11 protein-coding genes are annotated in these 22732 nt (G+C 74.3%); 7 read left to right on the forward strand and 4 right to left on the reverse strand.

Translation table 11 applies throughout. The annotated features are described in order from the left end of the window. The first annotated feature begins 35 nt into the window (after window positions 1-35). The 7 genes from IE182_RS12685 to IE182_RS12715 all read left to right on the forward strand — a co-directional run bounded on the left by IE182_RS12685 (window position 36) and on the right by IE182_RS12715 (window position 14573). A complete protein-coding gene (locus tag IE182_RS12685) occupies window positions 36-1418 on the forward strand; it encodes a cation:dicarboxylate symporter family transporter (protein ID WP_229844762.1) in 1383 nt (460 codons plus the stop codon). A 513-nt stretch (window positions 1419-1931) separates the two neighbouring features. Next, window positions 1932-4232 carry a vWA domain-containing protein gene (locus tag IE182_RS12690; protein WP_190109872.1) on the forward strand — a complete coding sequence of 767 codons (2301 nt, stop codon included), beginning with the start codon at window positions 1932-1934 and terminating at the stop codon, window positions 4230-4232. 106 nt (window positions 4233-4338) lie between these two features. Next, complete coding sequence (locus IE182_RS12695; protein ID WP_190109873.1) at window positions 4339-7833, forward strand: tubulin-like doman-containing protein; 3495 nt, start codon at window positions 4339-4341, stop codon at window positions 7831-7833. Further along, entirely contained in the window at window positions 7830-10274 is a 2445-nt protein-coding gene (locus IE182_RS12700; RefSeq protein ID WP_190109874.1) for a hypothetical protein, read from the forward strand. Before IE182_RS12695 ends, IE182_RS12700 begins: the two co-directional genes overlap by 4 nt. A 58-nt stretch (window positions 10275-10332) precedes the next feature. Continuing rightward, window positions 10333-11418 carry a protein kinase family protein gene (locus IE182_RS12705; protein ID WP_190109875.1) on the forward strand — a complete coding sequence of 362 codons (1086 nt, stop codon included), beginning with the start codon at window positions 10333-10335 and terminating at the stop codon, window positions 11416-11418. Then, window positions 11415-12521: a hypothetical protein gene (locus IE182_RS12710; protein ID WP_190109876.1), complete on the forward strand. Its 1107-nt coding sequence runs from the start codon at window positions 11415-11417 to the stop codon at window positions 12519-12521. The genes IE182_RS12705 and IE182_RS12710 overlap by 4 nt, the downstream gene beginning before the upstream one ends. 6 nt (window positions 12522-12527) lie before the next feature. Next, a complete protein-coding gene (locus tag IE182_RS12715; protein ID WP_190109877.1) occupies window positions 12528-14573 on the forward strand; it encodes a hypothetical protein in 2046 nt (681 codons plus the stop codon). Window positions 14574-14629: 56 nt separating this feature from the next. Here the strand turns inward: IE182_RS12715 and glgB are convergent, their stop codons facing one another. The 4 genes from glgB to IE182_RS12735 form a co-directional block, all read right to left on the reverse strand. Beyond that, window positions 14630-16996: a 1,4-alpha-glucan branching enzyme gene (gene glgB, locus IE182_RS12720; protein WP_229844763.1), complete on the reverse strand. Its 2367-nt coding sequence runs from the start codon at window positions 16994-16996 to the stop codon at window positions 14630-14632. Between the two features lie 82 nt (window positions 16997-17078). Then, window positions 17079-18611, reverse strand: a complete 1533-nt coding sequence (locus IE182_RS12725; protein WP_190109878.1) for a maltokinase N-terminal cap-like domain-containing protein — start codon at window positions 18609-18611, stop codon at window positions 17079-17081. Window positions 18612-18941: 330 nt separating this feature from the next. Continuing rightward, window positions 18942-20672 carry a maltose alpha-D-glucosyltransferase gene (gene treS / locus IE182_RS12730; protein ID WP_190109879.1) on the reverse strand — a complete coding sequence of 577 codons (1731 nt, stop codon included), beginning with the start codon at window positions 20670-20672 and terminating at the stop codon, window positions 18942-18944. After that, window positions 20669-22663, reverse strand: coding sequence for an alpha-1,4-glucan--maltose-1-phosphate maltosyltransferase (locus IE182_RS12735; protein ID WP_190109880.1), 1995 nt, complete (start codon window positions 22661-22663; stop codon window positions 20669-20671). Before IE182_RS12735 ends, treS begins: the two co-directional genes overlap by 4 nt. Window positions 22664-22732: the final 69 nt, after the last annotated feature.

Consider the following 22732-nt stretch of genomic DNA (forward strand, 5'->3'; position numbering starts at 1 on the left):
CGGGGCGAGAGTCGAGAGACGACGAGGAGACAACCGTGGGAGTGCAGTCATCACCGCCGCAGGAGCGGCGGCAGGCGGGGAGCGGACGCGACCGTACGCACTACCTGTACCTCGCGGTGATCGCGGCGGTGATCGCCGGCATCGCGGTCGGATTCGTCGCGCCGGGTGTGGCGGTGGAGCTCAAGCCGCTGGGCACGGGCTTCGTGAACCTGATCAAGATGATGATCTCGCCGGTCATCTTCTGCACGATCGTGCTGGGCATCGGATCCGTGCGGAAGGCCGCCAAGGTGGGCGCCGTCGGCGGCCTGGCCCTCGGCTACTTCCTGGTCATGTCGACCGTGGCCCTCGCCATCGGGCTCGTCGTCGGCAACCTCCTGGAGCCCGGTAGCGGGCTGCACCTGACCGACTCCCTGCGGCACGCGGGCGAGGCCCAGGCCAAGGGCGCGGCGCACGAGTCGACGGCCGACTTCGTGCTCGGCATCATCCCCACCACCATGGTGTCCGCCTTCACCGGCGGCGAGGTGCTGCAGACCCTGCTGGTGGCGCTCCTGGCGGGCTTCGCCCTGCAGGCGATGGGCCCGGCCGGCGAGCCGGTCCTGCGCGGCATCGGGCATGTCCAGAAGCTGGTCTTCCGGATCCTCGCCATGGTCATGTGGGCGGCGCCGGTGGGTGCGTTCGGCGCGATCGCGGCCGTGGTGGGGGCCACGGGCACGGACGCGCTGAAGTCGCTGGCCGTCATCATGATCGGCTTCTACGTCACCTGTCTGATCTTCGTGATCGTGGTGCTCGGCGCGCTGCTGCGCCTGGTGGCCAACGTCAGCATCTTCGCGCTGCTGTCGTACCTGGGCCGGGAGTTCCTGCTGATCCTGTCGACGTCCTCGTCGGAGTCGGCGCTGCCGCGCCTGATCGCCAAGATGGAGCACCTGGGCGTCAGCAAGCCGGTCGTGGGCATCACGGTGCCGACGGGCTACTCCTTCAACCTCGACGGCACGGCCATCTACCTGACGATGTCCTCGCTGTTCGTGGCGGAGGCCATGGGGCAGCCGCTGTCGCTGGGCCAGCAGGTCTCCCTGCTGTTGTTCATGATCGTGGCGTCGAAGGGCGCGGCGGGGGTGACGGGCGCGGGGCTCGCCACGCTGGCCGGCGGCCTGCAGTCGCACCGCCCGGAACTGGTCGACGGCGTCGGCCTGATCGTGGGCATCGACCGCTTCATGAGCGAGGCGCGGGCGCTCACCAACTTCGCCGGCAACGCGGTGGCCACGGTGCTGGTGGGCACGTGGACGAAGGAGATCGACCGGGAGCGGGTGACGGAGGTGCTGAGCGGGCGCCTGCCGTTCGACGAGCTCACGCTGACGGACGACGGGCACGGGCCGGTACCCGGACCGCGGGACGGACAGAAGGAGGCCGCGACGGCCTGACGTCCCTCACAGACCGCCCCCACGGCGGGCCGTCCCCCACGACGGCTCATACCCGGTACGGCACCGCCGGGCCCCGCCGTGGGGGCTTCCCCTTGCCCCGCCGTGGGGGCTTCCCCTTGCCCCGGCGGAGGGGCGATGCCCGGCTCCGGCGGCGGTGTTGACTTCCGGGGGTACACGCCACGACGCTTTGTCGAAGCCTCGACGCATGGTGTCAATACGTCAGTCGGGGGCTCGTGGTAGCACGCGTCACAGCACACAAGAAGCGCGTACCCCCTTGCCGTGCATCCGCTTTCTCGGCCCGATGCCCACACGACCGCATGCAGGAGCCACGAGAACAGGGATGCTGGCGGGCATCCGTGAAACGGCAGGGGGGCCGGCGGCGTCGACTCCCGCCGGCAGAACGGTCATGGCGAGACCGAACGGGGGCGTGAGGCAATGTGCCGGACATCATTCGGCGGGGCCGCGCGGAGGAGAGGGGCTCTGCGGGGCGGCACCGGAGCCGCACTGGCCGCGATGCTGCTGGTGGCAGCCCTGCCGGCGGCCGGCGGGGCGGCCACCGCCAGGGCCGGCGAAGGCGCCGCCGACGTCAAGCCGATCGAGATGGTGGTCGCCGTCGACGAGTCGAACAGCCTCGGCGACGCCGACGTGGAACGGGAACGGGACGCCGCCCAGCGCATAGCCGCCGGCGAGATATCCGACCGGTCCCGGGTCACCGTCCTCGGCTTCGCCAGCGCCGACGACGCGACCCAGCACCCGGTGGACGAGGTCTGCCCCACCACCACGCTCGACCCCGTCGCCCGCAACCGGCTCGGCGACTGCGTCCGCAAGCTCGCACGGCGCACGGCGGCCCAGGGCACGGGCACCGACTTCCCGGCGGTTATCCAGCAGGCCGTCGACCGGCTGAGCGAAGGCCCGGACGGCACACCGAGGGTCCTGTTCCTGCTGACCGACGGCAAGCTCGACGTCGGCGACAGCGACAGCTACGGGGCCAAGGAGCACCGGCAGAAGAACGGCGAGCGGCTGCTGACCGAGGTGCTGGCCAAGGCCCGGGCGGCCAAGGTGCAGATCCGGCCGCTGGGCTTCGGCGGCCGGATCGACGAGGCCGCGCTGAAGGCCATGGCCGCCGCCGGCTACCAGGAAGCGTGCACCGACCTGCCGCAGGCCCGCCCCCAGGCCAGGGTCGTACCGGACGCCACCACCCTGGCCGGCGCCCTGCGGAAGGACTTCGCGGCCGCCCGCTGCCTCGTCTCCGACGACGAGAAGTACGGCACCCCGCCCGCCGACCTCACCGTACGGATCTCCCCCCTCGCCACGCTCGCCAGCATCGTCGTCTCCAAGGGCGACCCCGCCGTCGGCGTCACCTACGTCGACCCGCTCGGCAAGGAGGTCACGTCCGGCGAGAAACGCGACGGTTCGTCCTTCGAGCGCACCGGCGGCGGGCAGGAAGTGGAGTCTCTGCGCATCACCGACCCCCGCCCGGGCGACTGGAAGGTGCACCTGGACGCGCCCGAGGGGCACCGGGACAAGCTGGCCAGCGTCGGTGTCCAGTGGCGCGGCGCCCTGCGCTCCTTCATCACCATGAGCCCCACCGCGCCGCGCCCCGGTCAGCGCGCCACCGTCCAACTGCAGCTCCAGACCCGCGACCACGAGGCGATCACCGACCCGCGCGACCTGGAGCAGCTGCGCGTGTCGGGCCGGCTGACCGGGGACGGCTTCGACGCGCAGCCGGTCACCCTCGCCGACAACGGGCGGGACGGCGACACCACGGCGGGCGACGGACGGTTCACCGGCAGCGTGACGATCCCCGCCACGGCCGCCGGCGCGCTCCACCTGGTCGGCGTGCTCAGCGCGGTCGGCCTCACCGCCGACCACCGGGCCTTCCACTCCTGGACCGGCGGGGCCGTCCCCGAGGTGCGCGCCGACGTCCAGCTCCCGAAAGGCGTCGCCACCGTGCACCCCGGGGGGACCCTCCCCGTCACGGTCACGGCGGTCAACACCTCGGCCACCACCCGGACCCTCGTCCCCGACCTCGCCGACGCCGCCCCCGGCGACCTGACCCTCTCGATGCCGCGGCTCACCCTCGCCCCGCAGCAGACCGTCGAACAGCACGGCACGCTGCGCGTCGGTGGCGGCGCAAGAACGCGCACGCTCACCGCGAGCATCCAGGTGACCGACACGACCGGGGCCGTCCGGGTGCTGGACGCGAAACCCGTCACCGTGAAGGTGGTGCCCGTCCCGAGCCTGCCGGCCCGGATCTGGCGCGACTGGTGGGCGGCCATCGTCCCCGGTGTGATCGTGCTCGCCTGCCTGCTGGCGTACGCGGTCTGGGCACTGCGCGACCGCGAACGCCGCGCCGACCCGACCGGCCTGGTGCTCCGGGTGCTGGTGCCGGAGGGCTCGGGACACCGCGAGGGCGGCTCACTGACCGTCAACTCGGGCGGGACCGTGCCGTACCGCTTCGACGTGGCCGACGAGACCGGCGACGATCCCCGGCTCGAACCCCGGCCCGACACCGGGCGCTTCCACCTCCGGCGCAGCCGCCGGGACGGCGGCGTGCTGCTGCGGGCACCCGGCCGGGCCGAGGAGACGGTCCGGATCGGCTCGGCCGTACCGCTGCTGGAGAGCGGGGCCCTGCTGCGCATCGAACGCGGCACGTCCGGCCGCGCCCACCCCGTCCGCGGGGCCCTGGGCGGCCTCGGCCGCCTCCTCGGAGGGCACCGCCCCCGCCGGACCCCGCCGCCCGCCACGGCCGCAGGTCCCGGCCGACACCCCGGGACGGAGCCCGCTCCCGGCGAGCTCCACCCCGACCTCTGACGGACGCCGGGGCCACGCGGCGCCCCGGCGCGCCCACCCACTCGACGACAGACCACGAACGGCCGGGGCACCCAGGACGGCACCCCGGCAAAGGGGGACGAGAACGATGAGACTCTTCCAGCCGATGCTCTTCGTCGGCCTGGGCGGCACCGGCGGCCTGGTCGGCGCCGAACTCGAACGCCGCCTGCGCGCCGAACTCTGCGGCCCCGACGGCACCCGGCTCGCAGCCGGCGGCCGCCGGCTGCGCCACCAGCTGCCCGACTGCCTGCAGTTCGTGTACGCCGACTACAGCGAGAACGAACTCGCCCGGCTGCCGCACCTGAGCGCCGACCGCACCCTGCGCCAGGCGTACGCCCGCACCGCCCGGGCCACCCACGACCTGCTGCCCGCCGAATACGACAGCTCCCCGAAGGTGACCCGGATGCTGCGCTCGTCGCTCCGCAGGGAGACGGCCGGCTGGCTGCCGCCCCGCGAGGGCGAGCCCAAGGTCACCCCGCTGCGCCACGGCGCCGGCCAGCTGCCCACCGTCGGCCGGGCCGCGCTGTTCGGCACCCTGCGCAACGGGACCGGACCGGTGGCCGAGCCGCTGCGCCAGGCGATCGACGCGCTCAGCCGCTCCGGCGGCGAACTGGAGGAGCTCGGCGGCGGGCCGTTGAACGGCTGCGACGTCTTCGTCGCCTTCTCCGTGGCCGGCGGCACCGGCGCCGGGATCTTCCTGGACTACCTGCACCTGATCGGCCAGGCGTTCAAGGAGAAGAACCTCACCGGCGCCCGCATCTACCCGCTGGTCGTCATGCCCTCCGCCTTCCTCCCCGAGAGCGGCGGCGGGCGGGCGGCCGAGCTCAACGCCGCCCGTGCCGTGGTGGACCTCTTCCGGCTCGTCGACGAGCAGAACGTGCCGGACGCCGAGGCGGACCTGGGCGAGACGGAGCACCCGGACGCCCTGCGGATCCGCTACCCCGAGACGTACCCGATCCGGCTGGGCGCCGGCATGGTGCCCACCGCCTTCCTGTTCAGCCGCACCGCCGGCATCCGCCCGGACGACCTGCGCCGCTCCATCGTCTCCCTGGTGATGTCGCTCGTCGGCACCGAGCTCGGCGAGGGCCCGGGCCACGGCGACGACGACTACCAGACCTTCGCGGCCAACTTCATCAACCGGGGCGTCACCCGGCGCACCCGGTCGGCCACCGGTATCGGCCACCGGGGCGTCTCCACCAGCCTGGTCGCCTCCATGACCGCCCCGCTCGACGAACTGGCCGAACTGGTCTCCGCCCGCGTACTCGCCCGGGCCGTCCCCCGGCTGCTGGACCGCACCCGGCCCCGCACCACCGAGACCGCGCCCCTGGTGCGCGAGATGTTCGACGAGTGCGGGCTGAGCGAGCTGTGGCGCCGGGAGGCCATCGTGGTGCCGGAGCCCGTCACCGTGCCCCGGGGCGGCCCGGAGATCGAGCAGGCCCTGCGCAACCGTGTCGAGGACATGCTGCGCCTCCTCGACGACCTCGAACGCCGGGTCACCAGGAGGCTGGCCGTCCTCGCCGACGGCTTCGCCCCCCGCTCGGCCGCCGAACGGATGCTGCGCCGGATCGACCTGTTCCAACTGGAGGGGGTCGTCCGGGGCATACCCGACGACTCCGACCCGGTGGCCCGGCTCGGCTTCCTCGGCGTGCTGGACAACCGCCGCCAGGAGCCCGCCCGGCCGCCGGACGTGACCGTCCAGCCGCCGCCCGTGCCGCGCGTGCGGGGGCGGCTCGGCGGCCTGTCCCGGCCCCGCTGGGGGGACGAGGCCGTGGTGGCCGTCCTGGAACAGCAGAACCGCTGGTACCAGTGGCGGGTCCGGGCCGTTTGGCACCGTGCCTGGAACGCCCAGGAGCAGCACTGGCAACCGGCCGCCAACGAACTGCGGGCCGACTTCGGCCAGCTCGTGGAGGCATTCCGTGGCTCCCTCGACGAGGAGCGCGGTGCCTACAACGCGCAGGTCAAGGAGTTGTACGACGAGCGCACCGGGGTGTCGTACCTGCTGCCGCCGCAGGCCAGCCTGGGCGAGTTCTACGAGGACCTGATGGAACGGCTCGTCGAGAGCGAGGGCCTGCGGGACGGTGACGACGAGGGCGCGCTGCTGCTGCGGCTCCTGGAGGCCGACCACTGGCAGTCCGCCTTCGGCCTCGGCCGCCGCAGGCCGGCCGCCGCGGTCGCCACGGTCAAGGGCGTGCTCGGAGCGCGGGTGCAGCGGCTGTTCGCCGAGGGCGGCCGGCTGCACCGCTCCCGGCCGCTGATGCCCGGCCTGGGCACCCTGCTGGCGGCGGCCGCCGGGGACGCGGAGGCGGCGGAGCAGGTCAGCCAGAGTGCGCTGGAGCAGTTCCGGATCAAGCTCGTGGGGCTGCTCCCGGCCGCGTTCACCCCCGAGGGCAACGGCCCCCTCAAGGTGCTCATCACCTACCCCCTGACGACCGGCAGGGAAGCGGTCGAGGACTATCTGAAGCGGACGCTCAACCTGCCGCGCGACGGCCGGCGCACCATCGAGTGCCGGGGCGTGGAGACCGACTCCATCACGGTCGTGCTCTTCCGCAGCGAGATGAGCGTCGCCGAGGTGCCCGAGGCCCGCAACGTGCTGCGCCAGTGGGCCCGCGCCCAGGACGGGCCGCGACCGGACGACATGCTGCCCTGGCGGCAGCGACTCGGCTACCGCGACGACTGGCTGGCCAGCACCGAGGAGGACCGCGAGCACGTCCTGCACCGGCTGCTGTGCGCCATGTGGAACGGCCAGATCGACTACCAGGGCGACCCTGCCTCCCCCCTCAGGGTCCGCGTCCGGCTGCACGACGAAACCGGCCTGGACGCCCCCGCCATCGTGCTGCGCCTGGACGACCGCGGTGACGACGACGGCGACCAGGTGTCCAGCTGGGCCGGTCTGCTGCGCGCCTACGAACGATGGGCCCTGCTCGACGAGGCCGGTGCGGGCGAGCGGACCGTCGAGGACTACAGCCGCGAGCTGATGACGGTGCTGCCGGAGGGGCTGGCGTCCTCCGGCAGCCGGCCCTCGCCCCTGTACCTCAGGTTCGTGGGCGAGATCGCGCCCCGGCAGGTCGAACTGCTGGCCGAGCGCGAGCGCTACTTCGGCGAGAGCGTCGCCGCATGGGTGCGCCCCCTGCGCGAGTTCTGGGCCGGCACGCTCCCCCGCGCCCTCGACCTCCCCTTCCCCGACGGCCGGCGCGCCGTGCGGCCGAACCTGCGGGAGCTGGAGAAGTGGGTCACCCGCGACACCGCTTTGGGCGGCCCGCACGCGGAACCGAAGGGGACGGGAGCTTCGCACGGCGCCCCGCGCGAGCGCGCCCCCGAACCGGCGCCGGACCGCGCCACCGGGCATCCGGCCGGGCCGACCGCCGGCCGGGCCGCCTCCGCTCCGCCGGCGCCGGGGGCCGGGCGACTGCAGTACCCCGCCTTTACGGACGAGCCGCGGGACGACGGCGCGTGGGCCGGTGCGGAGTCGTCCGTCCCCTGGGAGGTCTCGGGCGGCGACGGAGAGGCCGACTGGGACGACGACGGGGCCGGCAAACCGGCGGACGGCACCAGCCGTGGCACCTGGGAAGGGGACACCCGGTGAACGACCCGGACCCCGAGGCGGGAGCCGTCGTGGTGGTCGACTTCCGCTCGGCGGACGAACGGCCCGCCGACCACGCCCGGCTGCGCGAGACGGTCGCCGGCCAACTGCGCCGGGAACGGGACGAGGAGCCGGAACACCTGCGCTTCCTCGTCGTCGACACGCCCGCCGGACTGACCGGCCACGCCACGGCGTACGAACGCGTCATGGGCTACCCGACCCTCGGCTCCGTCCGCGTGGTGTGCCTGGCCGTCGGAGACCTGCCGCAGGGCCGGGAGGACCATCGGCTGCGGCTCGCCTCGGTGCTGCGCTCCGCCGGCGCCGGGGTGCTCTGGGCTGCCGACCCGTGCGGCGGTGACGGCAGGGGCGGGGAGCCCGGCGGCCGCCGCGAGGGTGCCGCCCTCCACGTCCTGACCGACCTGCTGCGCACCCCCGAGGTGTTCGACCGGGTGTTCGCGGGGCTGCGGCGCTGCCCGGCCTCGACGGCCGCCCCGGCCGTCCGCGTCCTGGAACACGATCTGTCCCCGGCGGCCCGCGCCCACGCCTGGGACGCCGCACTGGCCAGGTTCACCGGGGAGGCGGTCGCCGCCGACGCCCCGGACCTCCGGCCGGGGGACCTTCCCGGGCGCCTCGCCGAACTCGCCGACGGCGGGCCCCGGTCGGCGGCGGACCGGTTCCGCGTGCCCGGCGGCGCGGCCGACGCGGCGCACGGCGCCTGCGGGCAGGCGCTGCGGGACGCCGACCGGGCCCGCTCCGCACTGGCCCGGCCGAGCGGCCTGTACGACGGGCGCCCGGCGGCGGGACGGCTGGCCCGCGCCGTCGAGGAGGCCGCCCGGGCGCTCGGGCGCTACCGGGACCTGGTCGCCGGGGTGCTGCGGGACAGCGGCGGGCTCGGCATCCCCGCCGGCCAGGCGGGGCAGGTGCTGGCCGAAGCCGGGATCACGCTGCCGCCCGAGGGCCGGGAGCGGCCGGGGTCCGCCGAGGACGACCTCGGCCGGTACACCCTGAGCATGCTGGGGGAGGGCCTCGACCTGCACGCTGTCGCCGGGCGGCTGACCGCGCTGTCGGAACGGCTCGCCCCGCTGCCGGCCGGCGGCAGGCTGCCGGAGCTGGCGGAGCGCTGCCCGCCCGGCCCGGCCCGTTCGGTGACCACCGGCCACCCGTTCCGGTTCGCCGGCCCCGGGCCCGGCCCGCTCGTGCCCGTGGCCGTCCTCGCTTTCGCCGCCGCCCTGTGGCCCTGGCCCGGCACCCTCCTGTGCCTGCTTCCGCTCACGCTGCTGCTGACCGGCCATCTGCTGGCCGCCCGCGCCCGCCCCAACCGGGCGGCCGGCGGCCCAATGTCGTCGGCCTGGCCCGCCCAGAGCGCCGCCGCCGTCCTCGGCGCCACCGGGGGCCTGGCGCTGGGCGCGGCGGTGGACGTACCGCCCTGGGCGGCGCTCGCCGGGCTGCTGCTCAGCGTGCCCGGCACGCTCGTGCTGCTCTCCAGGCGGTGGGCGCGGGCGGTGGACGCCTGGTGGGCCGCCACCGGTGCCGACCGCATCGCCGCCGGGCTCGACGGCGTCGACGCCCTGCTCGCCGACGCCGTCCGGCAGCAGTGGTGGGCCGTCGAGGAACGCACCCGGTGCGCCGACGGCGCCCGGTCCCTCGCCGGCGCCCTGCGCACGGCCGCCGGCGGCCCGGCAGGGCCGGACGGGCAGGGGGAGGCGGACGACTGGGACGGGGGCGAAGGAGAGGGCGACTGGCTGGACGAACCCGGCTGGACCGCGTCCGCACCCACCGTCGACCCCGCCCCGGGCCCGGCCGGCGAAACCGGCGCGTACGGGGCGGAGTCCGCCCCGGGCTGGCTCGACCCGGGCACCGGTGAAGGGGGCCCGGAGCTCCTGGACACGCTGGTGGCCGATCTGGCGGACGCGACCGCGGACGCGCTGCGCCGCCACTGGGACATGGACGGGCCCCACGGCTTCGCCGGCCCCGCCGACGCCCACGCGGCCACGCCGGAGCAGGCCGTACGGCAGGCCGTCGACGCCGCCCACCGGCACCTGAGCCGCAACGGCGTGGTGGCGGTGCCGCCGTTCGCCCAGCGGGAGAGACGGCGCGGCGATCCGGTGTCGCTGCTCGGCGTCGGGCCGCAGCGGCTGCGGGAGGCACTGGCCCCCGAACTGCTCGCCCGGCGGCTGCAACCGCTCTGCTCCCCGGCACAGTTGGCACTGCTCAGCCGGGATCCGGCCGCCACGTGGCTGATCAGGTTCGCCCCGGAGGCGGTTCGCCCGCCCGTGGCGGACGGCGGCCCCCACGACGGGACGGAGGGCGTGGTGTGGACGGCCTCGGGCCGTTTCGTCGGCGCCGTGCGGCTCACCCCGCTGCGCGCCGGGACGGTGGAGGCCGTGTGGGCCCGGGCCGACGACGATCCGGACGACGACGGCGGGGGCCCGCATGGCGCATGACCGCCGGGACGACCGGCCCGTGACCGCCCACGCACCAGGGGCGGGGAGAGAGGACGAAGTGGAGCGGAACGAACCGAGGGAGGCCGACACCGAGCTGGCGTTCGTCTCCCCCCAAGGCACCGTGCGCCGGTTGCTCGTCGGACTCGGGCCGGACAGGCCGCGCCTGGTGCGCCCGCCCGCCGTGGCCCGGCCGGTCCGGCTGGACGGCGACCGGCGCGGCCTCCAGGTCCGGCTGCCCGCCGCCGAGGCGGGCAACCGGCTGGTCCACGGCCTGCTGGAGGCGGAGACGTCGGCCGCGCTGGCCCTGCACCGCGCCTACGGGGGCACCCGCTTCCGGGGCCTGTTCCCGGTGCCCCTCGGCCACGACATGAACGCGGCCGAGCCGTTCATCCTGTACGCCGCCCCCCGGGGCCGGCCGCTGTCGGCGCTCACCCAGGGCGTGTCCACCAGCGACCAGCGGGCCATCGAACGCGACCTGGTGCTGGCGGTGGGACTCATGGCGGCCGCCGGGCTGGTCCACCGGGGCATCGTGCCGCCCGCCGTCCGCTGGGACGGCCGCCGCCTGCAGCTGTGGGACCTCGGCTCCGTGGCCAGGACCGGCCAGCCCCGCACCCCGTGGGGAGTGGCGCCGTACGCCTCGCCGGAACAGCGGGCCGGGGTGGGCGCCGTCGACCCCCGGGACGCCCTGTGGAGCGTCGGACAGCTGCTCCACGAGCTGGTCACCGGCCGTCCGGGCAACCCCGACGGCCCGGCTCCCGACCTCGCCCGGCACCACACCCTCGCCCACACCCTCGCCCCGGTCTTCGCCCCCCGGGCCGCAGACCGCCCCACCGCCGCCGAACTCCTCGGCCGGCTCATGCCCGACGCGGGCGCCGCCCTGCTCACCACGGGGGTCCCGGACCCCCTGGACCCCTACCGCCGGGAGTTCGACGAGGCGCTGCGCCGCAAGCACGCCTCCCTGCCCCGCCCGCCCCGGCCACCGGGCGAGCCCGTGCCCCCGCCCCTGCCGCCGTACGGCCCGGACGGCGGGCCGGCGACCGGCTTCGAACAGGCCCCCCGGCGCAGGGGACCCCGCACCTGGTTCTACGGAGGCGGCGCCGGCCCGTCCGGCACCTCCGGCCCCGAAGGAGACCGACGCCGATGACGACGATTCCCCCGCCGGGCGGTGCCGGCGCGCCGCAGGAGATGCTCTGCCCGTTCTGCCTGGAGCCGGTCTCCTTCGACGAGCGGCAGCTGTTCGTCCGTGACGACCGGCAGCAGTACGTGACCGTCGACCTCAGCCGTCACACCAGCGCGCTGCGCCGCTTCGACACCCTGCGCTCCGCCTACCAGCGCTGTCGCAACACCGACGGCGTCCCGCCCCACTTCATCCCCGTGCCCTACCTGACCCACGGCAGCCCGCTGACCGTCGCCATGGTCGGCGACTCGGCCACCGGCAAGACGCACCTGCTGACCCAGATGATCGCCGAGATCGCGGAAAGCGGACTGGAGCGGTACGGGATCACCTGGCAGTCCGTCAATCCGCAGGAGCACAGCGCCTTCATGACGGAACGGGTGGACCGGCTGCGGGCGGGGGAGATGCTGGAGCACACCGCCTCCACCTCGTTCGCCTCCTTCGTCGAGGCCGTGCTGCTCACCGGACCCGACGGGGCCACCCGCCCGGTGGCCTTCTTCGACCTCGGCGGTGAGGACCTGCGGCGCACCGACGAGCTGCTGCGCTTCCTGCTCGGTATCGACGCGCTGATCTTCGTCGTGGACCCGCTGCGCGCGCTGCCCCTGCCCCATCTTGACCCGCTGCGCGGCGAGACCAAGCTCAGCCACACCCGGGGCGGCGACCCGGCGTTCCAGACCGTCCTGGACCGGTTGCCCCGCACCGGTCCGTACCACGGCGTCGCCGCGGCCGTCGTCGTCAACAAGTGCGACCTGCTGCGCTTCGAGCCCCCCGTCGACCGCTGGCTCGCCGAACCGCCGCCCGCCCGTGTCTCCGCCGCCCGGTTCCGCGAGGAGAGCCGCGACGCGTACGCCTTCCTGCGCCACCACGCAGGACCGGCGTGGGTCCGGCCGTTCGACACCGTGCTGCGCTGCACCCTGCACTTCGCGTCGGCCACGGGAAGCCACGACCGGCACGGCAGGTTCGTGCACGGGACGAGTCCGCGCCGGGTGCTCGAACCGCTGGTGTCGGTGCTGGCCATGTGCGGCGTCCTCGGCGACGGCGGCACCGACGGCCCGGCCGCCGTGGGGATGTGAGCGCGGATGTCGCCGTACGGACCACCGCGACCGCCGGACCGGGCCCCGGGGGAGCGGGTCGACCAGGTGGTCTTCCGGTGGGCGGGCAACCGTACCGGGCGGGCGGGCATCGCGGCGGTCGCCCAGTCCTGCGACGAGGACCAGGCCCATGCGATGGCCGACCGGCTCGGCGCCATCCTGCGGGTGATGGGCGGGGAACAGCGGCCCAGCACCGTCCGGCTGGGATGGGCCGGAAAGGCGGTGCTGCTGCGCCGGACCCCGGGGGAGGACGCCCACGGCAGGGGCAGCACCGTCTGCCACGCCCTGGTCGCCCCGCCCAAGCTGCTGCAGCCCAGGTTCTGCATCGCCCTCGGCGCCGCACCCTGGGCCGAGGACGGCTGGGCGGACAGCGTGACGGGCCCCCTCGACACGGTCCCGCACGGTCTGCTCGGCACCTGGGCCGACGCGGCGGAGCAGCGGCTGGCACCGGCCGTCGCGCTCGTCGGCCGCCCCCTGGAGTGCCTGGTGGCCCAGCTGCTGCGCACCCCGGCCGACCGCGTCTCGGCACGGACGACGGAACTTCCCGCCCTCCCGGTGCCGGCAGGGGCCGCCGGGCCACCGGACGCAGCACTGCCCGTCCTGCTCGGCCTGTGCGACGTCTTCGGCAGGTGGCTGCGCGGCAGCTGGACCTACGCCACGCACGACACGGTGGACTCCCACGGCCTCCGCGTCGTCTTCGTCCCGCACTGGCGCTTCTCGCACGAGTCGGACCTACGCCTTCGCCGTATCGACCTCACCGACCCCGGCCCCGACACCGCCGCCGGGCTCGCCCGTCGTCTCGTACGCCACTACCTGGCCCACATCGCGGCCACCGGCGGCTCGGGCGACTACCGCCATCCGCTGTACCTGGCCAGGGACCTCGACCCGCGGGCCCTCGGCGACGAGGCACGCTACGAGGCGGTCGCGGCCGCGCTGGACGGCCGCCGGCCCGAGCCGTCGACGGCCCGGCGCCCGCCGGAGTGGCCGTACCACCCGCAGCCGCACCCGCAGCCGGAGCCGGCCGTGCGGCCCACGGAAGCGGAGCCACCGCCGGACCCTGAGCCCGGACCGGAGCCGGAGCGCGAACCGGAGCGGTCGCCGGAGCCCGTGGGTGAAGCCGAGCCCGCGCAGTGGCGCCCGTGGGAGTCGGGGTACGTGCCGACGCGTGAGCCGGAGCCGGAGCCGGGGCCTGAGCCCGAGCCGCAGCCCGCGCCTGGGTCCGAGCCGGAGCGGGAGCCGGATGCCGGAGCGTACGCCCCCGACGGGGCGGGCGATGCGCGCGAGATGTACGTCCGTGAGCAGGTGCCGCCGCTGCCGGCCCGGCCCCCGCTGTTCGCCCCCGCGGACACGGGAGGGTACGCCCAGAGCCATGTGCTGCCCTCCTTCCTCGACCGCCCGCCGTCCCCTCAGCACAGGAAGCGCGGCAGACGGGGCAAGCCCCAGATCCGGACCTCGAAGCCTCCTCGCCAGAACCTGACGGCCACAGAAGTCCGCGACCTGATCGATCGTCTGAAGTACATCGCCCGCAGCGACGTGGCGATCGAGCAGTACCGGCAGCAGACACACGAGAGACTGCTCGGGACGAGCGACGTCGATCTGCTGAACATCCTTACGGTGCACCTGCCCTACAAGGCCCAGAACTTCGTCCTGGAGACGCTGGGCGACATTCCCCGGTCCGAGGAGGAGGTCGCCTGGCTGGCCGTGGGCCTGCACCGGCGGAACTTCCTGCTGCACTCCCCGGCCCCGTCCGGCCGGGAGCAGCGGGAGGAACACCTGCGCAGGGAGGCCAAGGTGGCCTCGTGGCTCCTGGGCTGGCTGCTGGAGCCCTACGCCGCGCGGTACGCCGACGAGGCGGGGGCGTTGCTGCGCGGACTGGCGGCCGCTCCGGAAGGAACCGTGGAGTGCGCGGTGCTGAACGAGCTGCTCGTCGACTGCCCGCCGGACCGGCTGCCCGAACTGCCCCGCGTGGTCTGGCAGGCGGTGATCAGGGGCCTGCACGACCGGGCCGTTGCGGCAAGGGGTCCGCGGGACTGACCCCTTGCGTCACCGGTGACGGCCGCCGGGCCGTCACCGGTGCCCGCCGGGCGGCCTCACACCGGCCGCAGCCAGACCGTGGCCAGGGGCGGGAGGGTCAGGGTCAGGCTGCGGGGGTGGCCGTGGCTGCGGGTGGCTTCCGTCTTCAGCGGGTCCGGGGTGGTGACGCCGCTGCCGCCGTAGCGGAGGTCGTCCGTGTTGAGGGCCTCCTCCCATTCCTCCCCGCACGCCGGCACCCCCAGCCGGTAGCCGTGCCGGACGACCGGGGAGAAATTGCTGACCGCCAGCAGGGGGGAGCCGTCCGCCGCGCAGCGCAGGAACGCGAAGACGTTGTCCTCCGCCGCGTCGCCGGCCACCCACGCGAAGCCGCCCGGCACGGTGTCGCGCTCCCACAGCGCCGGTGTCGTGCGGTAGCGCGCGTTCAGGTCGCGGACGAGGTCCCGTACGCCCCGGTGGTCGGGCTCGGCGGAGTACGAGGGGTCCAGCAGCCACCAGTCGGGGCCGTGTCCCTCCGCCCACTCCGCACCCTGGGCGAACTCCTGCCCCATGAACAGCAGCTGCTTGCCGGGGTGGGCCCACATGAAGCCCAGGAACGCCCGGTGGTTGGCGCGCTGCTGCCACCAGTCGCCGGGCATCTTGGAGACCAGGGACCGCTTGCCGTGCACGACCTCGTCGTGCGAGATCGGCAGGACGTAGTTCTCGCTGTACGCGTACACCATGGCGAAGGTCATGTCGCCGTGGTGGTACTTGCGGTGGACCGGCTCCTTGGTCATGTACTCCAGCGAGTCGTGCATCCAGCCCATGTTCCACTTCAGGCCGAAGCCGAGACCGCCGAAGCCCGAGGCGCCCACGTGGTGGGTGGCGCGGGTGACGCCGTCCCAGGCGGTGGACTCCTCGGCGATCGTCACGACGCCGGGGCAGCGGCGGTAGACCGTGGCGTTCATCTCCTGCAGGAACGCCACCGCGTCGAGGTTCTCCCGGCCCCCGTGCTCGTTCGGCGACCACTGGCCCGCCTCGCGCGAGTAGTCGAGGTAGAGCATCGAGGCGACGGCGTCGACGCGCAGCCCGTCGATGTGGAACTCCTGGCACCAGTACACGGCGTTCGCCACCAGGAAGTTGCGGACCTCCTTGCGGCCGTAGTCGAACTCCAGCGTTCCCCAGTCCGGGTGCGCGGCCCGCAGCGGGTCCTGGTGCTCGTACAACGGCCGGCCGTCGAACTCGGCCAGCGCCCAGTCGTCGCGCGGGAAGTGCGCCGGCACCCAGTCCATGAGCACCCCGATGCCGGCCCGGTGCAGGGCGTCGACCAGGAACTTGAAGTCGTCCGGGGAGCCGAGCCGCGCCGTGGGGGCGTAGAAACCCGTGACCTGGTAGCCCCACGAGCCCCCGAAGGGGTGCTCGGCCACCGGCATCAGCTCCACGTGCGTGAAGCCCAGGTCCTTGACGTACGCGGGCAGCTGCTCGGCCAGCTGCCGGTAGGTCAGCCCCGGGCGCCAGGACGGCAGGTGCAGCTCGTAGACGGAGAACGGCGCCTCGTGCACCGGCCGGTCGCCCCGCTTCGCCATCCACGCGCCGTCGCGCCACAGGTGGTGCGAGGCGTGCACGACCGAGGCGTTGGCCGGCGGCACCTCGGTGTGCCGGGCCATCGGGTCGGCCCGCAGCGTGTGCGTGCCGTCCGGGCGGGTGATCTCGAACTTGTACAGCGCTCCCTCGCCGACGCCCGGCAGGAACACCTCCCACACCCCCGAGCCGCCCAGCGAGCGCATCGGATGGGCCGTGCCGTCCCAGTAGTTGAAGTCGCCGACCACGCGCACGCCCTGCGCGTTCGGGGCCCAGAGGGTGAAGCGGGTGCCGGTGACGCCCGCGTGCGTCATCGGCCGGGCGCCCAGCGCGCGCCACAGCTCCTCGTGGCGGCCCTCGCCGATCAGGTGCAGGTCCAGCTCGCCGAGGGCGGGCAGGAAGCGGTAGGGGTCGTCGATCTCCAGCTCGGCGTCCGCGTAGGCGACCGCCAGCCGGTAACCGGCCGGGACCCCGGTCAGCGGCAGCACCGCGGCGAACAGCCCGTCGCCCTCGTCGTACAGCTCGGCGCGCAGGCCCGGGGCGGTGACCGCCACCGAGCGGGCGTACGGGCGCAGGGCCCGCAGCACGATGCCGCCCCCGGGCGCCGGGTGCGCACCCAGCACTCCGTGCGGGTCGTGGTGCGCGCCCTGCAGCAGCCGCTCGCGCGTGCCGCCGTCGAGAGGCTCGGCACGCCGCACGCCCGCGCCGGGCGGCGCAGGCGCAGCAGCGGGAGCGGGCACGGGGGCGGCCGCCGGCCGCCGCCCGGGAGGCGTCGGGCGGGCGCCGGACCGGGTGGGCAGGAACGTGGCCGGGATCCGTCGGGGCTCGGGAGGCGGGGGCGGGCTGAAGGGCGGTCGTGCGGTCACGGGTGGTCCTCCGGGAGCGTCGTTCCGGTCGGCGTGGATCCGTTCGGCAGGGGCGCGGGGGGTGGTGGCGCGGGCGGTGGTGTCATACCGGCGTCCCGCCCGTCGGGCGGCCGGCCTCCGCCAGGCGGCGGATCGCGGACATCGGGACGGAGAGCCAGTCCGGCCGGTGACGGGCCTCGTAGAGCACCTCGTAGACGGCTTTGTCCGTCTCGTGCGCCCGCAGCAGCCGGGGGTCCTCGCGCGGGTCGTGGTGGACGCTGGCGTAGCCCTCGCAGAAGGCCGCCCGGGCCTGTTCGGCCCAGCCGGTGCCGGCCGCGTGGCCGACCGCCGCCGCATAGTCGAACGAGCGCAGCATGCCCGCGATGTCGCGCGCCACCGGCTGCGGACGGCGGCGCTCGGCCAGCGGGCGCGCGGGCTCGCCCTCGAAGTCGATGAGGGACCAGCGCCCGTCGGCGGCCGTGCGCAGCGTCTGTCCCAGGTGCAGGTCGCCGTGGACGCGCTGGGCGCGCCAGGTGCGCCCGTCACGGCCGAGCGCCGCGAGCTCCTCGTACGCCGCGCCCAGCGCCCGCCGGTACGGGCGCAGGGCGGGCACCGCGGTGACCGCGGCGTCGAGCCGGCGGATCATGCCGGCGGCGAGGTGTTCGAGCTGCGGGCGGCGCAGGACGACGGTGGGCAGGGCCTCGGCCAGCGCCAGGTGGACCTCGGCGGTGGCGTGGCCGAGGGCGCGCGCGGAGGCGGCGAAGCCGGCCTGCGTGGCGAGCGCGCCGAGCGCCAGCTGCCAGCCGTCGGCGGAGCCGGGCAGGAAGGGCTGCAGCACGCCGAGGGTCATGGGCTCTTCGAGGGTGCCGGGCGCCCGCGGCACCTCGGCCTCGAACCAGGCGGCGGGCGCCGGCACGCGCGAGCAGCCCACGGTCGCGAGTGCGCGGGGCAGTTCGAGGTCGGGGTTGGTGCCGGGGCCGACGCGACGGAAGAGCTTGAGGATATACGTTTCGCCGTAGACGGCCGAGGAGTTGGACTGTTCGGCGCCCAGCAACCGGGGCGCAAGACCGGGCGGAATGGTGGTGTCCGGTTCGCGGCTGAAACGCAGGGGCCCGAGCCGTCCCGGCACCCGCAGCCGTTCCAGGAGGAGGGCGGCCAGCCGGGGGTCGGCCAGCCCCTCGTAGAGGGTGCGGCCGCGCAGCGGGCCGCTCGTGGGGCGGCCGATGAGGGCGGGCGCGAGGTGCGGGGGCAGGACGTCCTGGATGCCCAGCAGCAGTTGGTAGCAGTCCTCGGCCGGGGCCGGACGGTGCGCCGGCTCGCCGGCGGCCGCGGGCTGCTGGGCGCGGACGAGGAGGTGGAGCAGGCCGGGCGCGGTGGAGCCGTGGTGGTGGTGCAGGAGTTCGGTGGCCGCGACGAGCGTGAAGCCGGTGAGGGGGCGGCCCTTGCCGGCGAACCAGCGCTGCCGGGGCAGCCACTCGGTGAGCAGCGGGGCCAGCGACGCGAGCAGGCCGTCGCCGGCCACCCCGTCGGTGCGCGGACCCGCGGGCGGGACGGTGGCGGCCGGCGGCGCCGGAGGGTTGGGGGCCACCCCCCGGCGGGGTACGGCCTCCCGGCGGAACGGTGCAGCGTCCGACATGCGTCGCGTCCTTTCCCCGGGGCACACGACAGATTGGGCAAAGTGTCCCGGATTGCGGCTTCGGTCAGTGCGCGGTGCGGGACGTGTCGGGCGAGGATCGTCCGTACGGTCAGCGCCTGCGGCCCCTGTGTGCGGTGTCGTGCGGCTGCTGCAGTCGTTCCTGCAGCCCGTGCGTACGTGCAGCCGTGCCATCCGTGCCGGCCCCTGCGGGCCGAGCGGTGGGGGCGGCCTCTTCGGGTCGTCCGCGTGCAGTAGTACCGGTGCCCAGGGTCCGGCGGGGGAAACCGCCCGTGCGCGGCCGGACCGGGGGCCGCCGCGCACGGTGCCGGTTCAGGGGGTGGCGGCCGGCGGGGTGTTGCGGCGCAGCCGGAACCAGTAGAAGCCGTGGCCGGCGAGCGTCAGCAGGTACGGCAGCTCGCCGATGGCCGGGAAGCGGACGCCGCCGATGAGCTCGACCGGGTGCCGGCCGTTGAAGGACCGCAGGTCCAGCTCGGTCGGCTGTGCGAACCGCGAGAAGTTGTTCACGCACAGGACCAGGTCGTCATCCCCTTCCCCGGTGGGGGCTTCCCGGAGGAAGGCGAGCACCGCCGGGTTGCTCGACTGCAGCTCGGTGTACGAGCCCAGGCCGAACGCGTGGTTCTGCTTACGGATCTCGATCATCCGGCGGGTCCAGTGCAGCAGCGAGGAGGGGCTGCTCATGGCCGCCTCCACGTTGGTGACCTGGTAGCCGTAGACCGGGTCCATGATGGTCGGCAGGTACAGCCGGCCCGGGTCGCAGGAGGAGAAGCCGGCGTTGCGGTCGGGCGTCCACTGCATGGGCGTGCGCACGGCGTCGCGGTCGCCGAGCCAGATGTTGTCGCCCATGCCGATCTCGTCGCCGTAGTAGAGGATCGGCGAGCCGGGGAGCGACAGCAGCAGGGCCGTGAAGAGCTCGATCTGGTTGCGGTCGTTGTCCAGCAGCGGGGCCAGCCTTCGCCGGATGCCGATGTTGGCCCGCATCCGGGGGTCCTTGGCGTACTCCGCCCACATGTAGTCGCGCTCTTCGTCCGTGACCATTTCGAGCGTGAGCTCGTCGTGGTTGCGCAGGAAGATGCCCCACTGGCAGCGGGAGGGGATGGCCGGGGTCTTGGCCAGGATCTCCGAGACGGGGTAGCGCGACTCCCGCCGCACGGCCATGAAGATGCGCGGCATGACGGGGAAGTGGAACGCCATGTGGCATTCGTCGCCGCCGTTGTCGTAGGAGCCGAAGTAGTCGACCACGTCCTCGGGCCACTGGTTGGCCTCGGCCAGCAGCACCGTGTCCGGGTAGTGCGCGTCGATCTCGGCGCGCACCCGCTTGAGGAACTGGTGGCTGCGGGGGAGGTTCTCGCAGTTGGTGCCCTCCTCGGCGAAGAGGTACGGCACCGCGTCCAGCCGGAAGCCGTCGATGCCCAGGTCCAGCCAGAAGCGCAGGGCGGCCAGGATCTCCTCCTGCACGGCCGGGTTCTCGTAGTTGAGGTCCGGCTGGTGCGAGAAGAAGCGGTGCCAGTAGTACTGCTTGCGCACCGGGTCGAAGGTCCAGTTCGAGGTCTCCGTGTCGACGAAGATGATGCGCGCGTCCTGGTACTGCTTGTCGTCGTCCGCCCAGACGTAGTAGTCGCCGTACGGTCCGTCGGGGTCGGTGCGGGACTGCTGGAACCAGTCGTGCTGATCGCTCGTATGGTTCATGACAAAGTCGATGATGACGCGCATGCCGCGCGTGTGCGCGGCGTCCACGAACTCCACGAAGTCGGCGAGGTCACCGAACTCCGGCAGCACCGAGGTGTAGTCGGAGACGTCGTAGCCGCCGTCCCGCAGCGGGGACTGGAAGAACGGCGGCAGCCACAGGCAGTCGACGCCCAGCCACTGCAGGTAGTCCAGCTTGGCCGTCAGTCCCTTGAGGTCTCCGATGCCGTCGCCGTCACTGTCCTGGAAGGACCGTACGAGGACCTCGTAGAAGACGGCGCGCTTGAACCAGTCGGGATCCCGGTCCTTCGCGGGAGTGTCCTCGAAGGTGTCCTGGACGGGCTCGTTGACGATCATGGTGTGGGTGACCCTCCGATCGGTGAGGACGGTCGCAGCGAGAACACGTGCGCGGGCGCGATCGAACGGCCCGGCTCAAGGCGCACATAGTTGTCCCTGCCCCAGTGATAGGTCTCTCCGGTGAGCTCGTCGCGCACCGGGACGGACTCGTGCCAGTCGAGGCCGAGCTCCGGCATGTCCAACGAGACCGTTGCCTCCTGGGTGTGGTGGGGGTCGAGGTTGACGACCGTGAGGACGCAGGAGGAACCGGAGCGCTTGGAGTAGGCGATGACGGCCTCGTTGTCGGCGTCATGGAAGCGCAGGTTCCGCAGCCGGCGCAGGGCGGGCTGACGGCGCCTCAACCTGTTCAGGGTCGTGATCAGCGGGGTGATGGTGCGGCCCTCCCGGTCCGCCGACTCCCAGTCGCGCGGGCGGAGTTGGTACTTCTCCGAGTCCAGGTACTCCTCGCTGCTGCTGTGCACCGGGGTGTTCTCGCACAGTTCGTAGCCGGCGTACACGCCCCAGGTGGGCGAGAGCGTCGCGGCGAGCACGGCCCGCACCTCGAAGGCGGCGCGGCCGCCCTCCTGGAGATAGGCGTGCAGGATGTCGGGCGTGTTCACGAAGAGGTTCGGCCGCATGCAGGCCGCGGACTCCCGCGACAGCTCGGTCAGGTAGTCGGTCAGCTCCCGCTTGGTGGTGCGCCAGGTGAAGTAGGTGTACGACTGCTGGAAGCCGATCGCGCCCAGCGTGCGCATCATCGCGGGCCGGGTGAACGCCTCGGCGAGGAAGAGGACGTCCGGATCCGTGCGGCCCACCTCGGCGATGACCTTCTCCCAGAAGACCACCGGCTTGGTGTGCGGATTGTCGACCCGGAAGATCCGCACCCCGCGCGCCATCCAGAAGCGCAGCACCCGCAGCGTCTCGGCCACCAGCCCGTCGAAGTCCTCGTCGAAGGCGAGGGGATAGATGTCCTGGTACTTCTTCGGCGGGTTCTCGGCGTGGGCGATCGTGCCGTCGGCGCGGTGGTGGAACCACTCGGGGTGCTTGCCGACCCACGGATGGTCGGGGGAGCACTGCAGCGCGAAGTCGAGCGCCACCTCCATCCGCAGCTCCCGGGCCCGCGCCACGAACCGCTCGAAGTCCTCGACCGTGCCGAGGTCGGGGTGGACCGCGTCGTGGCCGCCCTCGGCGGAGCCGATCGCCCAGGGGCTGCCCACGTCGTAAATCCCCGCGCTCAGGGCGTTGTTGGGGCCCTTGCGGTACGACGTGCCGATGGGGTGGACGGGTGGGAGGTAGACGACGTCGAAGCCCATGGCCGCCACCGCCGGCAGCCGCTGGGCGGCCGTGCGGAACGTACCGCTGCGCGGCGGCCGGCCCTCGCGCAGCTGCGCGCCCTCCGAGCGCGGGAAGAGCTCGTACCAGGAACCGAAGAGGGCGCGCTCGCGCTCCACCAGCACGGGCACCGGGCGGGAGGCGGTGACCAGTTCGCGCAGCGGATGGGCGGCCAGCGCCGCCCGCACCCGGGGGGCGAGCGCGGCGGCGAGGCGGTCCGCGCCCGGCCGGCCGGTGTCGCGCAGCGCGTCCACGGCGGCCAGCACGGCCTCCCGGCCGCCGGTCTTCGGCACCCCCGCCGCGGCGCGCTCCAGCAGCCGGGCGCCCTCCTCCAGCACCAGCTCGGTGTCGATCCCCGCCGGAATCTTGATCACCGCGTGCTCCCGCCACGTCGTGACCGGATCGCCCCACGCCTCCACCGCGTACGTCCAGCGGCCCTCGCGGTCGGGGGTGACCTCGGCGCCCCAGCGGTCGGTGCCCGGCGCCAGCTCCGTCATCGGCGTCCACGGGCCGCACCGGCCCGCCGGGCCGCGCAGCACGACGTTGGCGCCGACGGCCTCGTGCCCCTCGCGGAAGACCGTGGCGGTGACCTCGAAGGTCTCTCCCGCCACCGCCTTGACGGGCCTTCGGCCGCAGTCGACGAGCGGGCCGAGGTCCAGGACGGGGATGCGACCGATCATGGGATCACCTGGCGAATCGACGGGACCGTGGGCAGGTCTGGCGAGTTCTGTACTTTCTATCTGTTCCGT

Source organism: Streptomyces cinnamoneus (assembly GCF_014650495.1).
GTDB classification, from domain to species: Bacteria; Actinomycetota; Actinomycetes; order Streptomycetales; family Streptomycetaceae; genus Streptomyces; species Streptomyces cinnamoneus.